This window comes from Luteimonas marina (assembly GCF_007859325.1).
Classification (GTDB): Bacteria; Pseudomonadota; Gammaproteobacteria; order Xanthomonadales; family Xanthomonadaceae; genus Luteimonas; species Luteimonas marina.
Genome location: NZ_VOHK01000002.1, coordinates 337,149 through 355,054, shown reverse-complemented (window position 1 = coordinate 355,054; position 17,906 = coordinate 337,149). Strand labels below are relative to the sequence as shown.

General features: G+C 71.4%; 11 protein-coding genes. 6 read left to right on the top strand and 5 right to left on the bottom strand.

Annotated features, from left to right (window positions below; translation table 11 throughout):
- Positions 1-17: 17 nt before the first annotated feature.
- Together FQY83_RS05645 and gltS are read left to right on the top strand one after the other, a co-directional pair.
- Positions 18-1,649 carry an N-acyl-D-amino-acid deacylase family protein gene (locus FQY83_RS05645; RefSeq protein WP_158636439.1) on the top strand — a complete coding sequence of 544 codons (1,632 nt, stop codon included), beginning with the start codon at positions 18-20 and terminating at the stop codon, positions 1,647-1,649.
- Positions 1,650-1,696: 47 nt separating this feature from the next.
- Entirely contained in the window at positions 1,697-2,890 is a 1,194-nt protein-coding gene (gltS, locus tag FQY83_RS05640; RefSeq protein WP_146385912.1) for a sodium/glutamate symporter, read from the top strand.
- A gap of 147 nt (positions 2,891-3,037) precedes the next feature.
- Here the strand turns inward: gltS and FQY83_RS05635 are convergent, their stop codons facing one another.
- The 3 genes from FQY83_RS05635 to ggt form a co-directional block, all read right to left on the bottom strand.
- Positions 3,038-4,198 (bottom strand): serine hydrolase domain-containing protein, encoded by a 1,161-nt coding sequence (locus FQY83_RS05635; RefSeq protein ID WP_158636438.1) that lies wholly within the window; start codon positions 4,196-4,198, stop codon positions 3,038-3,040.
- Between the two features lie 126 nt (positions 4,199-4,324).
- Entirely contained in the window at positions 4,325-7,408 is a 3,084-nt protein-coding gene (locus tag FQY83_RS05630) for a TonB-dependent receptor domain-containing protein (RefSeq protein ID WP_158636437.1), read from the bottom strand.
- A 137-nt stretch (positions 7,409-7,545) separates the two neighbouring features.
- A complete protein-coding gene (ggt, locus tag FQY83_RS05625) occupies positions 7,546-9,276 on the bottom strand; it encodes a gamma-glutamyltransferase (RefSeq protein ID WP_202878158.1) in 1,731 nt (576 codons plus the stop codon).
- Between the two features lie 263 nt (positions 9,277-9,539).
- Here ggt and FQY83_RS05620 point away from each other — a divergent pair, with 263 nt between their 5' ends.
- Both FQY83_RS05620 and FQY83_RS05615 read left to right on the top strand, forming a co-directional pair.
- Positions 9,540-11,279 carry a gamma-glutamyltransferase family protein gene (locus FQY83_RS05620; RefSeq protein ID WP_146385905.1) on the top strand — a complete coding sequence of 580 codons (1,740 nt, stop codon included), beginning with the start codon at positions 9,540-9,542 and terminating at the stop codon, positions 11,277-11,279.
- Positions 11,280-11,310: 31 nt separating this feature from the next.
- The gene (locus FQY83_RS05615) at positions 11,311-12,252 is read left to right on the top strand and encodes a LysR family transcriptional regulator (RefSeq protein ID WP_146385903.1); all 942 of its coding nucleotides are present in this window, start codon (positions 11,311-11,313) and stop codon (positions 12,250-12,252) included.
- Positions 12,253-12,459: 207 nt separating this feature from the next.
- Here FQY83_RS05615 and FQY83_RS05610 read toward each other — a convergent pair whose 3' ends face one another.
- Together FQY83_RS05610 and rsgA are read right to left on the bottom strand one after the other, a co-directional pair.
- Entirely contained in the window at positions 12,460-13,653 is a 1,194-nt protein-coding gene (locus tag FQY83_RS05610; protein ID WP_146386350.1) for a flavohemoglobin expression-modulating QEGLA motif protein, read from the bottom strand.
- Positions 13,654-13,707: 54 nt separating this feature from the next.
- Positions 13,708-14,811: a ribosome small subunit-dependent GTPase A gene (gene rsgA / locus FQY83_RS05605; RefSeq protein WP_146385901.1), complete on the bottom strand. Its 1,104-nt coding sequence runs from the start codon at positions 14,809-14,811 to the stop codon at positions 13,708-13,710.
- 283 nt (positions 14,812-15,094) lie between these two features.
- Here rsgA and FQY83_RS05600 point away from each other — a divergent pair, with 283 nt between their 5' ends.
- Complete coding sequence (locus tag FQY83_RS05600) at positions 15,095-16,411, top strand: M14 family metallopeptidase (protein WP_158636436.1); 1,317 nt, start codon at positions 15,095-15,097, stop codon at positions 16,409-16,411.
- Positions 16,412-16,509: 98 nt separating this feature from the next.
- Positions 16,510-17,778, top strand: a complete 1,269-nt coding sequence (locus tag FQY83_RS05595; protein WP_146385896.1) for an aminotransferase class I/II-fold pyridoxal phosphate-dependent enzyme — start codon at positions 16,510-16,512, stop codon at positions 17,776-17,778.
- Positions 17,779-17,906 lie beyond the last annotated feature (128 nt).

The window sequence follows — 17,906 nt, the reverse complement described above, 5'->3', positions numbered from 1 at the left end:
GCGGCAGGCGCGATCGCATGACGGACCTCCACCTCCCCTTGCGCAGGCTGGCGCGCTGCCTGCCCGGCCTGCTGCTGCTCGCCGGCTGCGCCAGCCCGCCCGCGCCGACCGCGCTTGCCCAAGCCGACACCCTGATCCACGGCGGCCTGCTGTTCGACGGCGGCAACAGTGACGGCCGGATCGCCGACGTCGCGATCCGCGGCGACCGCATCCTCGCCGTCGGTCCCGACCTGCGCCGACGCTATCGCGCGACGCGCGAGATCGACGCGACCGGCCTGGTGGTGGCGCCGGGCTTCATCGATCCGCATACGCATCCCGACACCTACCTGCGCTCGCCCGATCCGGCGATGCGCCGCCTCCTGCCCTGGCTGCACCAGGGCGTGAGCACGATCTTCATCGGCATCGACGGCGGCGGCACGCCCGACGTCGCCGCCGAGCGCGCGAAGCTCGAAGCCGCGGGCACCGGCACCAACGTCGCCGCCTACGTCGGCCTCGGCCCGGTGCGCAGCCGCGTGCTGGGACAGGATGCGCGCGCGCCGGATGCGGATGAACTGGCGCGGATGCGCACGCTGGTCGCCGACGCGATGTGCGAAGGCGCCTTCGGCCTGTCCGCGGGCCTGTTCTACGCGCCGCAGAGCTTCGCCTCGACCGACGATGTGGTCGCGCTCGCGCGCGAGGCGGCGATCCGCGGCGGCGTCTACGACACCCACCAGCGCGACGAGTCGAGCTATTCGCTGGGCCTGATGGGTTCGGTCGAGGAAGCGCTCGAGATCGGCCGGCGCGCGCATCTGCCGGTGCACATCGCGCACATCAAGGCGCTGGGCGCCGACGTCCACGGCAGCGCCGGCGCGGTGATCGCGCGCATCGAGCGCGCGCACGCGCAAGGCCAGCGCGTGACCGCCGACCAGTACCCTTGGCTGGCATCCTCCACCAGCCTCGGCGCCGCGCTGCTGCCGCGCTGGGCGGTGGACGGCGGGCGCCCGGCGCTGTTCGAACGGCTGGACGATCCCGCGACCGCCGCGCGCATCCGCGACGACATGCGCGACAACCTGCAGCGCCGCGGCGGCGCTGACGCGATCCTGATGACCGGCAGCGGCTGGCCGTGGAGCGCACGCACGCTGCAGCAGTTCGCCGACGGGGCCGGCCTCGACCCGATCGAAGCCGCGCTGCGCATCATCGGCGAGGGCGGCACCGGGCGCACCGGTTCGGCGCAGCGCATCGCCTCGTTCAACATGCGCCGCGACGACGTCGACCTGTTCATGCGCCAGCCCTGGGTACTGACCGCGTCCGACGGCGGCGACGGCCATCCGCGCCAGCATGCGACCTTCCCCGAGAAGTACGCGCGCTTCGTGGTGCAGGACCAGGTGATCGACCTGGCGGCCTTCATCCACCGCTCGACCGGGCTGACCGCCACCACCTTCGGGCTCGCCGACCGCGGATTCCTGCGCCCCGGCCATTACGCCGACGTGCTGGTGTTCGACCCGGACGCCTATGCGCCGAAGGCCGACTACGTGCGGCCGCACGTGCTGTCGGAAGGCGTCGTGCACCTGTTCGTCAACGGCGTGGCGACGATCGATGCGGGCCATGCGGCACATGCGCTGCCGGGCAGGATGCTCCAGCATCGCCCGCCGCCGGGCACCTGCCCCTGAGCGACGCCTGCCGATTGCGGCCGGCGTGACACCGAGAAGGAAACCCGATGCTGCAACTCGATGCCGTCCAGACCCTTGCCTTCGCCGGCATCGCCCTGTTCCTGGGCTATGCGCTGTGCCGCGCGATCCCCGTGCTCGGGCGCTACAACCTGCCGCCGCCGGTGATCGGCGGGCTGGTGTTCGCGATCGCGGCGTGGATCGCATACGAACAGGACACGACGCTGTTCGTGCTCGACACCGGCCTGCAGAGCCCGCTGATGATCGCCTTCTTCACCACCATCGGCGTCAACGCCAGCCTGCGCCTGCTCAAGATCAGCGGCAAGCAGGTGGTGGTGTTCCTGGGCCTGGCCAGCCTGTTCGCGGTGGCGCAGAACCTGCTCGGCATGGCGGTGGCGGTCGGCTTCGACCTGCATCCGCTGTTCGGCGTGCTGGCCGGCTCGACCACGCTGACCGGCGGGCCGGCGACCGGGCTGGCGTTCGCGCCGCTGTTCGAGGCGGCCGGCGTGCAGGGCGCGGAATCGATCGCGGTGGCGGCGGCGATGTCGGGCATCGTGCTGGGCGGTCTGATCGGCGGGCCGGTGATCACGGTGCTGATCCGGCGCTTCCAGCTCGTCTCGTCGCGGCCGCAGGATCACGACGCCCCCGACGAGACCCTGACCGCGCCGGTGCAGACCGAGGCCCAGCGCGAATACGGCGCGCTCAAGAGCATCGTGGTGATCCTGGTGGCGATGTGGCTGGGCAGCTGGGTCAGCGAATGGATCTCGGCCACCGGCATCACCCTGCCCGCCTACGTCGGCGCGATGCTGGTCGGCGCGGTGATCCGCAACATCGACGACGCCACCGGCTGGATCGGCATGTCGGTGCCGACCACCGACCTGATCGGCAACGTCTGCCTGGCGCTGTTCCTGTCGGTGGCGCTGATGAACCTCAAGCTGTGGGAACTGGCCGGACTGGCGCTGCCGCTGCTGGTCAACCTCGGGCTGCAGGTGGCGATGGTCGCGGCGTTCTGCGGCGTGGTGTTCCGGGTGATGGGCCGCGACTACGACGCGGCGGTGATGGGCGGCGGCTTCATCGGCTTCATGCTCGGCACCACCGCCAACGCGATGGCGGTGATGCGCACCCTGGTCGAACGCTACGGCGCCGCGCCGCGCGCCTTCCTGGTCGCACCGCTGGTGGGCGCGTTCTTCATCGACTTCACCAATGCGCTGATCATCACCGGGTTCATCAACTTCTGGCGTTGAGGACCGGCTTCGGCGCGCGGCCAGGCATGGGGACCCAGTGTCTTTGCGAGAGGAAAAATGGATCCCGGCTTTCGCCGGGATGACGATTCCGGTTTGGACGCGAACCCCCGCCTTCGCGGCATTGCGTCCTTCACGGGTGGGATGACTTCATTCCGCGGCCGCGGCTTCCGCGATGAAATGCGCGTACAGGGCCCGGTTGACCTCGGTCCGGAACGCCTCCTCGCCCCGGCTGCCGTTGGTGATCACGACGAAGCCGTACTTCTTCTCCGGCTCGAAGAACATCGAGCTGTACAGCCCGTAGGCCGAGCCCGTGTGCCCGGTCAGCACGACCCCGGGCACCAGGGCACTGTCGGTGCGCAGGGCCAGGCCGTAGCCGGCACTTTCGTCGCCCTCGACGGTGGGCGTCTGCATCGCCCGCGCGTGTTCGGCCGAGAGGATCCGCACGCCGTTCCATTCGCCCAGGTTCATGTGCATCCGCATGTACGTCGCCAGATCGGGCGCGGAAATCTTGAGGCCACCGGTCGGGGAGAACATCGGCGTGTCGTAGCCCGTCGCGTAGCCGTCCAGTCGCTCGCCCAGCGGCGCGTAGGCCTGGTCCGAACGCACGAAGCCCTCGCCCTCGCGCCAGCGGTAGATCCGCGCGAAGCGGTCCGCATCCAGCGCCTCCGGCGCGTAGCCGCCGTAGAGCCCGAGCGGATCGAGCACGTGCTCCCTGACGTAGGCGTCGAAGCGCTGCCCGGACACGCGCTCCACGATCGTCCCGACCATGTTGTAGCCGAGGTTGGAGTACTCGTACTGCGTCCCCGGTGCCCGGTCCGCGTAGCTGTCCCGCCAGCCGTCCCCGGCCGCGGGATTGATGACGTCGAGGCTGCCGTAGCGCGGCCCGTCGCTGATCGACGAGGTGTGGTTGAGCAGCATCCGCAGCGTGATCGCCTGCGCCGGATACGCCGGGTTGCGCACCGGGAATCCGATCAGTCCGCCGACCTCGTCGTCCAGCGACAGCCGGCCCTGTTCCACCAGCTGCAGAAGCGAGGTCACCGCGAACGACTTGGAGATCGAGGCGATCCGGAAGACGTCGTCTTCTTCGAGCGGGATCCGCGCGTCGCGGTCCTTCCAGCCCAGGCTGTTGCGGTAGACGACGGCATTGTCGCGGACCACCACTACCGCCAGGCCCACCGTGTCGTGCTCGGCCATCAGCGCGTGCAGCCGGTCTTCGATGTCCCGGGCCCATGCCGGCGACAGGCAGGTCAGGGACAGCAGGAAGGCTGCGCACAGCATCAGGCCGCGGTTCGCTTTTCTGCCTTTCATCATTCCTCCGATCAATTCGAGAGCAGGAAACAAGTGCAGGAGCGGTTCCAGCCGCGACCCGTCACGTTCACCGGGTCGCGCCTGGAGGCGCTCCTGCACCATTCCACACTTGCCTGCAGACGGGGTTCAGTCGAAGGACTTGGTCACCGTCAGGTAGTAGCCGCGGCCGAGCGCATTGTGCAGCGAGGAGCTGAAGCCCAGCGCGCTCGGGGTCAGCGGCGGTTCGCGGTCGCCGATGTTGCGCACCGTCAGCCGCAGGCGGGTGTCGCCGAGGAAGCCGGCGCTGTCGTCGAAGCGCCGCTCCACCCACAGGTTGGTCGTCGTCCAGCTCGGCACCGGGAAGTAGTCGCCGAGGTTGGACACCGCGCCGGTCGACTCGTATCCGCCGACGTGGTTGACGAAGGTGCCCAGGCCCCAGCCGTCCTTGCGCCAGGAGGCGCTGAAGGTCGCGCGCCATTCCGGCTTGCCGTTGATGCCCAGCAGGTCGCCCGCGGCGCTGACGTTGAAGTTGTCGTCGATGATCCCCGCCGCCTGCGCTTCCATGATGCGCAGCTCGTCGTCGGTCGGGTCCTGCGTCATCTGGATCAGGCGCATCGCGTTGAGGCTGGCGCTGAAGGTGCCGGCATTGTCCGTGCGCAGGCGCCAGTCGACGCCGAAGTCGATGCCGCGCGTGGTCCGGGGCAGGCGGTTGATGTAGACGTCGTCGACGTAGTCGACCATGCCCACCGGCGCCAGCCCGGTGCCCTCGAACAGTTCGATCCGCGCGTCGTCCGGCTCCAGCCGCACCACCGCCGGGTTGTACGAACCCTCGATGCGCAGCAGGTAGTCCAGCGCCAGCTGCGTGGCCTCGCCGAGGATGCCGATCACGTCCTCCTGCTGGATCTCCCAGTAGTCGGCGGTGAAGGTCATGCGCGTGGATTCGGGCAGGAACTTCGGCTGGAACACGAAGCCGGCCGACCAGGTTTCCGCGGTCTCGGGCTTCAGGTCGCGATTGCCGCTGCGCAGGGCCATGGTGCTGTAGCTGCGGCCGCAGCGGTGCACGCCTTCGATGGTGCCGTTGCGGATGTCGGCCTCGCACACGTAGTAGTCGGTGCGGCTGTTGCTGACCGTGGTGCCCTCGGCGTACATCTGCAGGATGTTGGGCGCGAGGAAGCTCTGCGACCAGTTGGCGCGCAGCATCAGGCCGTCGACGATGTCCCAGGCCAGCGACACCTTCGGCTTCGACACGCCGCCGAAGTCGGAATAGCGCTCGTAGCGGCCCGCGACCTGCAGGTCCAGCGCGCGCACCAGCGGGATGCCCATCGACGGCGACACCAGCGGGATCGCGAACTCGGCGTACACCGATCCGACGTTGCGGTCGCCGGAATTGTCGCCGGCCGGGCTCGCGCCCAGCACGTCGCTGGTGATCGCGCCGTTCATCGGGTTGGTGTAGGTGATCGTGCCGTCGAAACGCGGGTCGCGGTCGTCGCTCAGGGTCTCGCGGCGCCACTCGCCGCCGAACGCGACGCCGACGGAACCGGCGGGCAGCGCGAACAGGTCCTCGCGGATGAAGCGGGTATCGACCTGGAACAGCGTCGCCTTGCTTTCGCGCACCACGGGGACCGTGAAGTGGTCGATCGCGACCTGGTTGCGCGCGGCGTCCGGCGGGGCCTCCCAGTCGTCGAGGTTGCCGCCGTAGAAGGGGTTGTAGGCATCGGGCGTGCTCCACGACAGCGCCTCGCTGAACAGCGTGCTGCTGATCGAGCCATGCTGGGTGTCGGTGGTGCTGGCGGCCGAATACAGCACCGCGCCTTCCCAGTCGAATCCACCCACCATGCCGCGCACGCCGGCCAGGAAACGGTACTGGTCGTCATCGACCGTATACGGGCGCGTGGTGTCGGTGGCCCGGAAGCTGGTCATGCGCACGTCCAGCCCCTCCTCCGGCGCGTCGATGCCGGCCAGCCGGTTGGGGTTGAGCGAGCCGTCGGGCAGGTACATGGCGCCGAAGGGGTTCCAGTAGTTGGTCCTGGACACGATGATCGGCGCCGCACCGAGCGCGGCCGCCTGCTCGCGCATGCCCTTGTAGCGGGACTCGTAGTAAGCCAGCTCCGCGAAGGCGACGAAATTGTCGTTGAGGTCGTGTTCGAGCGTGCCGAACACGTTCATGCGGTCGATCTCGCCCAGGATGTTGCGCTGGTGGTTCGGGCTGAAGCGGAGCGGCCGGTCGGGTTCGGTGCTCTGGGCGCCGGAGTTGATGCAGACATCGCCGGTGATCTGCGCGGTACAGCCGTGGTGGCCCACCGGATCGATGTGGAAGTAGCCGGTGGCGCTGGTGATCGAGCCGTCGGCGGCGTCGCGGACGCGGACGCCGTCGATGGTCTGGAACACGCCCCAGGCCGTGCCGGTGATGCGGTCGTCGAAGGCGGTGACGCCCTCGAAGTCGGTGCCGTCCATCAGCGCGCGGCGATCCATGTTGGCGCTGTAGTCGCGCGCGTCCGCCGGCAGGTCGGTGCGGTGGGTCCAGCCGCCGACCAGCGTGGCCCGCGTGCGGCCGTCGTTGAACCACTTGCCGGCCTTGAAGTTGATGTTGCCCTGGCGCAGGTCGACGTCCTCGGAGCCGCCGTACTGCGCCTGCACCTGCAAGCCCTGGTAGTGCGTGTCCAGCACCACGTTGACCACGCCGGCGACCGCGTCGGAGCCGTACAGCGCCGATGCGCCACCGAGCAGCGTTTCCACGCGGCGCGTGCCGAACAGCGGGATCGCGTTCATGTTGGCGGTCTGCCGCGGCACCAGCGATTCGGTCTGCGTCCCCGGGTGCGGCACCATGCGCCGCCCGTTCACCATCAACAGGGTGTTGCCGGTGCCGAGGTTGCGCAGGTTGATCGAACCTACGTCGCCGCGCGCGGCGTTGAGGTTGGCCGCGGTGTCGGTGTTGTTGAACATCATGTCGCCGACCTGCGGCATCGCCAGGAGCAGTTCGTCGCCCGAGATCGCGCCGGTCGCCTCGATCTTCTCCTCGTCCAGCACCACCACCGGCGAGGGGCCTTCGGTGCGCGTGCTCGCGAGGCGGCTGCCCACGACCGTGACCGCGTCCAGCTCCCTGGCCGTGGCGTCGGCCTGCGGCTGCGGCGGCGGTTCCGGGGCGTCGGTCTGCTGCGCGAACGCCATGCTCTGGAGCGTCGCGCCAAGGATGACGCTGAGCAGCGTCGGTTTGATCAGGCGATGGTGCATGTGGTGACTCCCTCTGAAAGCATGGATCGGCGCGCGGTTGTGTTCCCCCGGCTCGACTGTAGCGACGTTGCCACCACGCCAAGCCTCGCTTTTTGATCCCATCCCATAGCGGCAGGTTATGCCCGCATGCCGCGCGCCTACTGCGCCACCGCCGCCGCGCCCGGACGCCTGGGATCGGCGGCGCCTTCGACGTGGTCCGGCGCCAGCAGCAGCGTCTGCGTGCTGCCGATGGTCTGTCCCTGCGTGGGCTCGTGTCCGCGCTCGCGCAGGAGGCGCAGCGTGTCCGGGCTGAAGCCGCGTTCGATGTCGAGTTCGCCGCGCGCGGTGACCTGCTGGTGGATGCGCGGGAACGACGTGGCCTCGGCGATGTTCATGTCGAAGTCGACGACGTTGACGATCATCTGCACGACGGTGCCGGGAATGGTGTTGCCGCCCGGGCTGCCGGTCACCAGCCACGGCCTGCCGCCCTGCAGCAGCATCGTCGGCGCCATGCTCGATACCGGGCGGCTGCCTGGCCGCAGTGCATTCGCCGGCGGTTCGCTGCCTTCGCGCGCGGCGTCGAGCTGGGCCTGCAGCGAGAAGTTGCCGATCAGGTTGCCGAGCAGGAAGCCGGTGCCCTCGATCATCACCCCCGACCCGAAATCCGCACCAAGGGTGTAGGTGTTGCTGACCGCGTTGCCGTCGCGGTCGACCACCGCGAAGTGGGTGGTCTCGCGGCTCTCCTGTGCCCAGATGTCGCCGGCGCGCACCTCGGCGGCCGGCGTCGCGCGGTCCATCGCGATCTCCTTCGCCCGCGCCGCGCCGTAGGCCTTCGACGCGAAGCCCGCCAGCGGCACGCGCGCCGCGACAGGATCGTTGGCGTAGGCCCGGCGGTCGCGCCAGGCGCGCTTGGTCGCCTCGGCCAGCAGGTGCAGCGCGTCGGCCGAGCCGGCGCCCATCGCCGCGAGGTCGAACTGCTCGAGGATGTTCAGCGTCATCGCGATGCCCGGCCCGCCGCCGCTGGACGGCGGCATGGTCAGCAGCGCATGGCCGCGGTAGCTGCTGCGCAGCGGTTCGCGCTCGATGGCGCGATAGGCGGCGAGGTCGGCCTTGCGCAGCAGGCCGCCGTGGGCGCGCATGCCGGCGTCGAGCCGCTCGGCGATCGCGCCGCGATAGAACGCATCGGCGCCGTGCTCGGCGATCTGGCGCAGCGACCAGGCGAGGTCGGCCTGCACCAGGCGCTCGCCGGCGCGCAGCGCCGAACCGTCCGGATGCAGGAAGACCCTGGCGCCGGCCTCGCTGCGCGCCAGCCGGTCGCGGCCCCAGTCCAGCGCGAAGGCCTCGTCGCGGCTGAGCACCATGCCGTCCGCGGCCAGTTCGATCGCCGGCTGCAGCAGCTGCTTCCACGGCAGCCGCCCGTATTGTTCGTGTGCCAGCGCCAGTCCCGCCACCGTGCCCGGCACGCCGGCGGCGCGGATGCCGGCCGAATGGCCCTGCAGTGTCCCGTCCTCGCCGACGTAGGCCTCGAGCGTGGCCATGGCCGGCGCCATCGAGCGGTAGTCGATCGCGACGGCGCGATCGCCGTCGGCAAGATGGATCAGCATGTAGCCGTCGCCGCCGATGTTGCCGGCGCGCGGCAGGGTCACCGCCATGACGAAGGCCATCGCCACGGCGGCGTCGACCGCGTTGCCGCCCTCGCGCAGGACCTGAGCGCCGGCTTCGCTGGCCTGCGTGCTCTGGCTGACCGCCATGCCGCCGTCGGCGACGACGGGCTTGTGGATCTGCTCGTAGTTGAGCAGCTGCCGCGTCTGCGCCGGCGCCGTGGCAGCGGTCGCGGACAGGCACAGGGCGAGCAGCGCGGTACAGATCCGGGGCAATGGCCTGCGCATGGTTCGGGACTCCTCCAGTCGTCGTTCGATGCCCGGCGATGCGTCGCCGGGGTCGCTTCCTGACCCCGGCGACGCATCCGTCCGCATCGACCTTGCCGCAGTCGACCGCGGCTGTCGCACAGCTTTTCTGCGGACGGGTATGCCGTGGGGCTATGGAGCACCCCGGCAAAGCGACGGGCGGGCGCGCCGCGATCGCGATAGCCTCGCGGGCACCGTTTCCCTGTGGCGACACGTTCGTCGCCGATTCGCGCCGGAATCCGCCCATGGCCTCGCCTTCGCCACACGCCTCCTTCGCCAGCTCGTGCCGCGCGCTGCTGGCCGCGTCCATCCTCTGCCTGGCCGCCTGCGGCACCGGCGCCCGCACCGCCGCGCCCGCGCCTTCCGCCGGCGCCGCGGAGGCGCGCGATGCGGGCCTGGTCAGCAGCGCGCACCCGCTCGCCACCGAAGCCGGCCTGGAGGTGCTGCGCCGCGGCGGCAGCGCGATCGATGCCGCGGTCGCGGTGCAGGCGATGCTGGGGCTGGTCGAGCCGCAGAGCTCGGGGCTGCTGGGCGGTGCGATCGTGCTGCACTACGACGCCGCTTCCGGTCGCATCGACAGCTACATCGGCCGCGAACGCGCGCCGGCCAGCGCCGGCCCGGACATGTTCCGCGACGAGGACGGCCGCGCGCTGTCGCGCGCCGAGGCGATGCTCAGCGGCCGCGCCACCGGCGTGCCTGGCGCGCTGCAGGCGCTCGAACTCGCGCACGCCGCGCACGGCGCGCTGGACTGGTCGACCCTGTTCGAATCCACCGCGCTGCGCGCCGAGCAGGGCTTCGCGGTGACGCCACGCCTGCATCGCCACATCGCCGGCGACTTCCCGCAGGCCGCCGCGCCCGACGTGGTGGCGCTGTTCGCGGGTGCGGACGGCGCGCCGCTGCGCGTCGGCGACGCCTTCCGCAACCCGGCCTACGCCGCCAGCCTGCGCACGATCGCCGCACGCGGCGCCGAGGCCCTGCGCAGCGGCCCGCTGGCCGAGGCGCTGGCCGCGCGTATCGCCCAGGCACCGCACGGCGCGCGCGTGACGCGCGCGGACCTGCGGCAAGACGTCGCCGAGCGCACCGATGCGATCTGCCGTCCACTGCGCGCCTACGTCCTCTGCGCGGCGCCGCCGCCGGCCAGCGGCGTCGGCCTGCTGCAGCTGATGCTGCTGCTCGACGGCACCGACATCGCCGAGCGCGGCCCCGACGATCCGCAGGCCTGGCGGCTGTTCGCCGAGGCCAGCCGGCTGATGTACGCCGACCGCGACCACTACGTCGGCGATCCGCGCTTCACGCAGGTGCCGGTCGAGGGCCTGCTCGATCCCGCCTACCTCGCCGCGCGCCGCGCGCTGATCGGTCCGCGCGCGACTCCCGGCGCTCCGGCGCATGGCCAGCCCGCCGGCGCGGTCGCGCGCGATGCCGACGCCACCGCCGAACCCGCCGGCACCAGCCATCTCGTCGTGGTCGACGCCGCCGGCAACGCGGTGTCGATGACCACCACCATCGAATCCTATTTCGGCTCCGGGCGCGTGGTCGGCGGCATGCTGCTGAACAACCAGCTCACCGATTTCTCCTGGGGCCCGGGCGCGGCGGCCGCCAACGCGATCGCGCCCGGCAAGCGCCCGCGCTCGTCGATGTCGCCGGTGATCGTGCTCGACCGCGACGGCGGCTTCGTCGGCGCCATCGGATCGCCGGGCGGCAACGCCATTCCCGCCTACATCGCCAAGACCCTGGTCGGCTGGCTGTACTGGGACCTGCCGCTGCAGCAGGCGGTCGCGCTGCCCAACCTGGTCGCGCGCGGCGAGCGCTTCAACGGCGAGGCCACCGCGTTCTCGCCCGGGCTGCGCGCGGCGCTGTCCGGGCTCGGCATCGACGTCGTCGCGGGCGCCGGCGAGGACTCGGGCCTGCACGGCGTGGCGCGGCGTGGCGGCGTGCTGGAGGGCGCGGCCGATCCGCGGCGCGAAGGCGTGGCCGCGCGACCTTAGTCACGCGACACGCGCGGCGGAGACGGCGATCATGTCCGCTGCCCTCCACGAGCATCGATCCGCCATGCGCTTCCGCCAGATCGAAGTCTTCCACGCCGTCTACACCACCGGCTCCATCAGCGCCGCCGCGCGCGCGCTGCACGTGTCGCAGCCTTCGGTCAGCAAGGTGCTGCACCACACCCAGCAGCAGCTGGGGCTGGAGCTGTTCCGGCTGGTGCGCGGTCGCCTGGTCGCCACCGACGAGGCGCACGAGCTGTTCATCGAGGTCTCCGAGGTCTTCAGCCGGCTGACCTCGCTGCAGAAGACGGTCGGCAACCTGCGCGGCCTGGCCAGCGGCCGCATCCGGCTGGCGGTGGTGCCCTCGCTGGGCCTGCACATCGCGCCGCTGGCGATCGCGCGCTTCCGCGAGCGCCACCCGGACATCAGCTTCGACGTGCAGACGCTGCACCACGACGCCCTGTTCCAGGCGCTGTACGAGCGCAGCTGCGACATCGCCATCGCCTACGACCCGCCCACGCACCCGCGGATGAAGCGCCGCGACATCGACACCGGCGAACTGATGCTGCTGTTCCGCACCGGCGCGCTGCCCGGCGTCGGCGAGCACGTCTCGCTGCGGATCCTCGACGGACAGGACCTCGTCGGGCTGACCACGGGCGGCCCGGTCGGCGAGCTGCTCAACCGCGAACTGCGGCGCCAGGGCGTCGAGGTGAACGAGGTCGTCTCCAACCAGACCTTCTACATCGCCGCCGAACTGGCCCGGCACGGCGTCGGCATGGCGGTCGTGGACGAGTTCACCGCGCGCGCCGGCACCGATCCCGCCACCTCGCACCGCCCGTTCTCGCCGCCGCTGCGTTTCAAGGTGCAGTACGTGCACCTCGAGGACCGCCCGCCCTCCGAGGCCGCGCGCCGATTCCTGACGGTGTTCGCCAAGACCCTGCGCGACGCGCGCGCGGCCGGAGCGCTGCCGCGCTGACGCTGTCCACCCGCCGCATTCTGTCCATCCGCCGCACTCCGTCACCCGCTGCACTCCATCCCCCGTCATCCCGGCGAAAGCCGGGATCCATCTTGATTTTCCGCTGTTGGTTCCTTCGCGAAGGATCAACGTCAAAATGGATTCCGGCTTTCGCCGGAATGACGGTGTCCGTGGCGCCGGGAGTCGGCGCCAGCCCGTAGGTCGGGGCTACGCCCCCGACAACCGGTCGAGCCGGATGCGGTTGGCAAACAGCGAGAACGCCAGCAGCCCGGCCAGTCCGTTCGCGCGCGCCACCCAGTCGGGCAGCCAGCGCGGCGGCTGCAGCACGCCGGCGTCGAACAGCGGATCGAAGGCCTGCACGTCGTCGAGCGTCATCTTGCCCGCGAACAGGCGCCGGCACTGGCGCAGGCGGCCGTCGCGCAGCGCATGGCGGAAGAAGGTGTGGACCTCGACCAGCCCGCGCAGGTAGACCGTGTCCTTGGCGAAGGCCGCGCCGCCGGTGGTCGGCACGCCGCGGAACACGCGCTGTGTCGAGGAGAAGCTTTCCGCGGCGTCCTGCCCGGCACCCTGGAAGTACCCGAACACCTGCAGGAAGTCCGCACCCTCCATCGCCATCGCGATGGCCTCGGTGCGCAGGCTGATGCGCTTCATGCGCTCGATGTCGATGCTGCCGGTGATCTGCTCGGCCAGCACCGCCAGTCCCTCCTGGGTGGAGGTGATGCGCGGCGAGGACAGCGCCAGGCTCGGCAGCAGCACCTGCCCGCGGCCGTTGAGCGCGGTCAGCGAATGCACCAGCGCCTCGTGGTGCAGCAGCTGCTGGCGGTCGTAGTCGCTGTAGGACGCGCCGCTGCGCAGGCGGATGCGGTAGGCGCCCGCCGCGGCCTTGGCGATCATGTCCGGGTCCAGCTCGACCACGATCACGCGCTCGCCGAAGAAGTCATCGAGGGCGTTCTGCAGCTGCAGCTGCAGGGCGGTGGCGGAGATCGCGACCTGTTCCTCCGGCGCCAGCAGTTCGCGGTCGAGTTCGCCGGCGATGTCGATGAAGTGCCGCGCGGCATCGCGCGTGGTCGGCCCGCCGCCGGGCAGGGGATCGCCCGGATGCCCGTACAGCGACACCGACAGCGCGCCGGCCGTGGCCGTGCCCAGCGCCTCGAGCATGCGCGCGGCGACGTCCCACTGGCGGGCCGACTCGACCAGGTAGCGGCCCAGCGGATGCGCCGGATCGGCGGCGTCGGCGACGGCCTGCAGCTCGCGGCGCGCATCAGTGAAGTCATGGCGCGGATAGTCGACCCGCGGCGGCCGCGCGTCGCCGTGCGCAAGGTCGGCGAGGAAACCGCGCTCCACCGACGCCGGCCAGCTCGCCAGCGTCAACACCCGGATCCCGCGCGCGGCCTTGACCATGCGCGCGTCGAGCGCGGCATGGTGGACGATATCGGGCGAACCGGCGTCCACCGCTCAGTGCTTGCCGTACTTGTCGTCCAGCCGCTTGTGCAGGGCGCGGGTGAGCACCTTCACGCCCTGCTTGTCGGCCAGCCGCGACGCGAGGCGGTCCGACGCGGCGGCGACTTCGTCGCGCAGCTTGAGGTAGTTGAGGAAGCGGCCTTCGTCGAGGTCGCCGCGCCCGATCGCGGCGCGCACCGCGCAACCCGGCTCCCTGCCGTGCGCGCAGTCGCGGAACCGGCACTGCGCGGCCAGCGCCTCGATGTCGGCGAAGCCGCCGTCGGCGAGCTCCTCCTCGCCGGTGGGCTTGAGCTCGCGCATCCCCGGCGTGTCGATCAGGCAGGCGCCGGAGGGCAGCGGGATCAGCGCGCGATGGGTGGTGGTGTGGCGCCCGCGCGCATCGTGCTCGCGCACCGCGGCGGTCTTCATCCGCTCGCTGCCGAGCAGGGTGTTGGTGAGCGTGGACTTGCCGGCGCCGGAGCTGCCGACCAACACCGCGGTGTCGCCCGGGCGCAGCCAGGGCGCCAGCGCCGCGACCGCCGCGGCGTCCTTCGCGTTCACCACCAGCACCGGCACCTCCTGCGCCGCCATGTCGGCCAGCGCGGCGCGCGCGGCGTCCGCGTCCGCATCCGGCCGGTCGGCCTTGGTCAGTACCACCACCGGCTGCGCGCCGCTGCCCTGCACCAGCAGCAGATAGCGTTCGATGCGGCGGGGATTGAAGTCGCCGTCCAGCCCGCAGACCACGAACACCGCATCCACGTTGGCGGCGATCAGCTGCTGTCGGTAGTGCTCGCCGGCGGCGCCGCGCTTGATCGCGCCGCGGCGCGGCAGCAGGGCGACGATGCGCCTGCCGCCTTCGACCAGCACCCAGTCGCCGACCGCGGGCCGCTCTTCCGGCGCCACCGCGCCCTTGCGGTAGCCGGCCGGTCGCTGCCATTCGGGCAGCGACTCCACCGCGACGCCGTCGCCGGGGCCGGTCGCCACCACGTAGCCGGAACGATGCTGTTCGACCACCCGCGCCGGAACCGCCGCCGGATGCGCGTCCATCGCCGCCTGCCAGCGCGGATCGACCGCGGCCCGCCAGCCGATCGCCTGCAGCTCGGCGGGCACGGGACTCAAGCGTGGGCGCGGCGGATCGTCATGGCCGCGATTCTACCGCTCCGCCGGTGCGGCGGCCTGGCGATGGTGCTTCGCCGGTTCGAGTGGCGAACGCCTGTGACCGGCGATCCCGCGTCATTTCGCGTGTCCCTATCCGTGTCATATCGCGTGTCCCTGCCCGTGTCATCTCGACCGCAGGGAGAAATCTCCCCTCCGACGCACGGGAAGAAGATTTCTCCCTGCGGTCGAAATGACAGGCTTCTTTCTGCGACCATCGGGCAGCGACCTCCTCCACGGATTCGAGATGGCACATTCCCCCGACAGACGCGCGCAGCAGCGGAAAGCCGGCGCGATCACGCACGCGACGCGCTGGCTGCCCGCGGCGCTGGCGCTGCTCGTCATGGCCGGCTGTGCGTCCCGCCAGCTGCCGGCCCCTCCGGCCGCGACCGCCACGACCGCGTCCACGGACGATTCGCGTGCGACACCGCAGGTACACCGCGCCTGGCGCTTCGACGAAGACGGCATCGGCTTCGACAACCAGCTGCCGGCGGCGCGCCTGTCGGGCGTGGAACGGCTCGGCGACGGCCTCTACCGCATCGACATCGCGCCGGAAACCCACCCCGTCAATCCCAGCCCCTGGTACGGCCTGCGCATCCGCAGCGACGCGCCGCGCGCGCTGGATCTGCGGTTTTCCTATCCGCACGGCTATCGCCATCGCTACACGCCCAAGCTCAGCCGCGACGGTCGCGACTGGCGCGAGGCCGACGCGCAGGCGTTCGAGGTCGACGCCGACGGCAACGCGCGCCTGCGGCTGCAGCTCGACGCGGGCGAACTGCGCGTGTTCGCGCAGCCGCCGTTCCTGCCCGGCGATTTCGAGGCCTGGTCGACGCGCGTCGCCGCGCAGGTGGGCGCGCAGCCGCACGCGTTCGGCCACTCGGTGCAGGGCCGCCCGCTGCAGGCCTTCGAATTCGGCGCCGACGGCGACGCACCGCTGCTGCTGGTGGTCGGGCGCCAGCACCCGCCCGAGAACACCGGCACCCAGGCGCTGATGGGCTTCGTCGAGACGCTGGCCGCCGACACCCCGCAGGCGCGCGCGTTCCGCAGCAAGGTCCGCGTGCTGGTGGCGCCGCTGCTGAACCCCGACGGCGTGGTCGAGGGCCACTGGCGCGGCAACGCCAACGGCGTCGACATCAACCGCGACTGGGGGCCCTTCGCGCAGCCGGAGACGCGCGCGCTGCGCGACCTGCTGGCCGCGCGCGGCATCGGCCCCGGCCGCGTGGCCTTCGCCATCGACTTCCATTCCACCTTCCGCGACGTGTTCTACACCGTGGCCGAGGACCCCTCGCGCGCGCCGGGCGGCGTGCTGCACGGGTGGATGGCGGCCATGCAGGCGCGCTTCGACATCGAGGAAAAGCCTTCCGTCGCGCGCAGCCCGGTGTTCAAGAACTGGGCGTTCTGCCGCCTGGGCGCGCCGGCCGTGACCTACGAGGTGGGCGACACCACGCCGGCCGGGGAGCTGCACGAGGTCGCCCGCCACGCCGCGCACAGCCTGATGCCCCTGCTGGCCGACCCGCCGGCGGTGCCGGCGGCCCCGGCCTGTCCGTCCTTCGCCGGCGGCTGAACCGGTCCGGCGCCGGCCCGCCCGCGGCCAGCGCCAGCGGCGGTTTTCCGCTAGCATCCGTCCGTTTCCCCTCGACCCGTCCCCTCGACCCGCGCGCCATGTCCGCCCCGCCGCTGCAAACCCGCGAACGCCTGTCCGAAGTCCGCTACGAGATCCGCGGAGAACTGGCCCGGCGAGCCCGCGAGCTCGAGACCCAGGGGCGCAGCCTGATCAAGCTCAACATCGGCAACCCGGGCGCGTTCGGCTTCCGCGCGCCCGAGCACCTGCAGCGCGCGATCGCCGACCACATCCACGCCACCGATCCCTACACCCACCAGCAGGGCCTGCCGGTCGCGCGCGAGGCGATCGCCGCGCACCACGTCGCGCGCGGTACGCCTTACGCCTCGCCCGAGCGCGTGTTCGTCGGCAACGGCGTCAGCGAACTGATCGACATCTCGCTGCGCGCCCTGCTCAACCCCGGCGACGAAGTGCTGGTGCCCTCGCCCGACTACCCGCTGTGGTCGGCGGCGACCATCCTCAACGACGGCCGCCCGGTGTTCTACCGCTGCCACGAGACCACCGGCTTCCTGCCCGACCCGGTGGAGATGGAGGCGCTGGTTTCGGCGCGCACGCGCGCGATCGTGCTGATCAACCCGAACAACCCGACCGGCGCCGCGTATCCGCGCGAGCTGCTCGAGCGCATCGTCGCGATCGCGGCCAAACACAACCTGCTGCTGCTGTGCGACGAGATCTACGACAGCATCCTCTACGACGGCAACACCTTCCAGCCGATCGCGCCGTTGGCCGGCGACGTGCCCTGCCTGTCCTTCGGCGGCCTGAGCAAGGTCCACCGCGCCTGCGGCTGGCGCGTGGGCTGGGCGGTGCTGTCCGGCGATCCGAAGCGCAGTGCCGAGTTCCGCCACGCGATGGACCTGCTCGGCGCGCTGCGCCTGTGCGCCAACGTGCCGGGCCAGTTCGCGATCGAGGCCGCGCTCACCGGCGCCGACACCATCACCCCGCTGTGCCGCCCGGGCGGCCGCCTGTACGAGGCGCGGCAGGCGGTGATCGATGCCTGCGAGGCCAGCCCGCACCTGAAGCTGGTCGCGCCGGCCGGGGCGCTGTACGCCTTCCCCGGCGTCGTCGGCGCCGCCGCGCAGGGCTTCGACGACCACGCCTTCGCGCTGGAGATGCTGGAGACGCAGGACGTGCTGATCGTGCCCGGCACCAGCTTCAACGTGCCCTACCGCAACCACTTCCGCACCACGCTGCTGCCGCAGCCGGACGTGGTGCGCGAGGTGTTCGCGCGCATCGACCACGTGCTCGAGCGCCGCGCGCAGGCGCACGGCAAGGTGGTGCCGATGAAGAAGAAGGCGCGGCCGGCGGCGTGAGGAATCACCCTGCGCTTGGCTGCAGCGGCGATGCCGACGCCCGTATCGCCCGCATTGTCATCCCGAACGAAGTGAGGGATCTGCCCCGGGAAAAGGCAGATCCCTCACTTCGTTCGGGATGACACACG

Coding starts and splice junctions, on each gene's coding strand:
- FQY83_RS05645 (WP_158636439.1), top strand. CDS start 18: ATGACGGACCTCCACCTCCCCTTGCGCAGGCTGGCGCGCTGCCTGCCC.
- gltS (WP_146385912.1), top strand. CDS start 1,697: ATGCTGCAACTCGATGCCGTCCAGACCCTTGCCTTCGCCGGCATCGCC.
- FQY83_RS05635 (WP_158636438.1), bottom strand. CDS start 4,198: ATGAAAGGCAGAAAAGCGAACCGCGGCCTGATGCTGTGCGCAGCCTTC.
- FQY83_RS05630 (WP_158636437.1), bottom strand. CDS start 7,408: ATGCACCATCGCCTGATCAAACCGACGCTGCTCAGCGTCATCCTTGGC.
- ggt (WP_202878158.1), bottom strand. CDS start 9,276: ATGCGCAGGCCATTGCCCCGGATCTGTACCGCGCTGCTCGCCCTGTGC.
- FQY83_RS05620 (WP_146385905.1), top strand. CDS start 9,540: ATGGCCTCGCCTTCGCCACACGCCTCCTTCGCCAGCTCGTGCCGCGCG.
- FQY83_RS05615 (WP_146385903.1), top strand. CDS start 11,311: ATGTCCGCTGCCCTCCACGAGCATCGATCCGCCATGCGCTTCCGCCAG.
- FQY83_RS05610 (WP_146386350.1), bottom strand. CDS start 13,653: ATGGTCAAGGCCGCGCGCGGGATCCGGGTGTTGACGCTGGCGAGCTGG.
- FQY83_RS05600 (WP_158636436.1), top strand. CDS start 15,095: ATGGCACATTCCCCCGACAGACGCGCGCAGCAGCGGAAAGCCGGCGCG.
- FQY83_RS05595 (WP_146385896.1), top strand. CDS start 16,510: ATGTCCGCCCCGCCGCTGCAAACCCGCGAACGCCTGTCCGAAGTCCGC.